Below are 1,578 nucleotides of genomic sequence, written 5' to 3' on the forward strand. Positions count from 1 at the left end.
AGCCGCCGAGCACCACGATCCGCCTGCACCCGCGCCCGACGAGGTGCTCGGCGGCGACCCGGCCCAGCTGCCCGTCGTCGAGCACGATGGTCGGGGTGAGGTCAGACGGCGTGTGCGACAACGCGATCGGGACGGTGCCCGCCTGCGCGAGCATCGCCACGCTCTCCTCGGTGTAGCGGTCCAGGGTGGCCAGCACCGCCGCAGGCCGCAACGCGAGCCAGGACCGCGCGGCGGCGATCCCGGTGACGGTCGGGTCACCGTGGAAGACGAACGTGTACCCCGCCTGCCGCATCTCCCGCGCCACGTGGATCAGCGCCACGAACGCGAGCCCCTGGCGCAGCACGGATCCGCCGTCGACGTGGCCCACCACCAGGTCGCTGCGCCCGCGTCGGAGCGAGCGTGCGCTCACGTGCGGCACGTACCGCAGCTCCTCGGCCGCCTCGAGCACCCGGGCCCGGGTCTGCTCGGGGATCCGCGTACCCGGCGTCCGGTTGAGCACATAGGACGCCGTGGCCCGGGACACCCCTGCCCGGCGCGCCACGTCGCTCATGGTCGCCGCGCGTGCGGCGGATCCCCCCATACCGTCCACGCAGGAATCGTCGCCTACCGCCACTCCGCCACGATCGGGTCCTCCCCGCACCCACACGGACGAAAAGCCTTCTGTCACAGGCGGTGACGGACTGGGCCGGACGGGCGGGGCCGGACCCACCCGGACAGGGGGCGCCGACGCCGATCCGTCACCCGGATCCCTTGCGCCCCAAAGGGGGTGGGCCGGTCGTGCCGCGGACGACGAGCTCGGGAACGAGCACCGTCTCGTCCGGGGCGAGGGTGGGGTCCTCGAGCCGCGCCGCCGCCGCCCGCACCGCGCTCCGGGCGAGCTCCCCGGCGTCCTGCCGCACGGTCGTGAGGTCCACATGGGACAGCCTGGCCAACCGGTCGTCGTTGTAGCCGATCACCGAGATCTGCCCGGGCACCTCGATCCCGTTGCGCCGCAGGGTGTCCAGCAGGCCGATGGCCGCCCGGTCGTTGCCGATGACGGCGGCGGTGGGCAGGCGGTCCTCGGACAGCAGCGTGTGGGCCGCGGCGATGCCCGCGTCCTCGTGATAGGCGCCGGAGATGACGCGCGCGTGTGGCATCAGGTCGTGGGCGGCCATCGCGGCCACGTACCCGGACCGGCGGGCCGCGGCGTTCGGCCCCGTGCCGCCGTCGACGTGCACGATGTCGCGGTGCCCCAGGCCGATCAGGTACTCGACGGCCTGGCGCACCCCGAGGGCGTCCGCCGAGTGCACGCTGTCCAGGCCGCTGTCCGTGGCGCCGCGGCCGACCACCACCGCGACGGTGCGGGCGCCGAGCTCGGCGAGGAAGCCGTCGTCGACGTCCGGGCCGAGGAGCACGATCGCCTCGCACCGGTGCGCGAGCAGGCTCTCGACCGCGGTCGCCTCGTCCCGGCCGGGCGTGCGTGCCGACAGCAGCACCTCGTAGCCGAGCTGCTCCGCCTCCGGGTAGATCGCCTCCACGAGATCCGCCTCGAAGGGCTCCCGGACGGTCATCAGGACCCCCAGGGTGCGGCTGCGCCCG

Annotated in this window: 2 protein-coding genes; both read right to left on the bottom strand. The window is 74.7% G+C overall.

What is annotated here, in order from left to right; all coding sequences use genetic code 11:
* A partial coding sequence (locus H5J29_RS35635; protein ID WP_181784669.1) for a LacI family DNA-binding transcriptional regulator occupies positions 1-541 on the bottom strand: 541 nt, incomplete at its 3' end.
* 196 nt (positions 542-737) lie between these two features.
* Positions 738-1,578: LacI family DNA-binding transcriptional regulator (locus tag H5J29_RS32100; RefSeq protein WP_181784670.1), on the bottom strand; the 841-nt coding region annotated here is incomplete at its 5' end.

The sequence above is a fragment of the Pseudonocardia pini genome, from assembly GCF_013870575.1.
In the GTDB taxonomy this organism is placed as follows: domain Bacteria; phylum Actinomycetota; class Actinomycetes; order Mycobacteriales; family Pseudonocardiaceae; genus Pseudonocardia; species Pseudonocardia pini.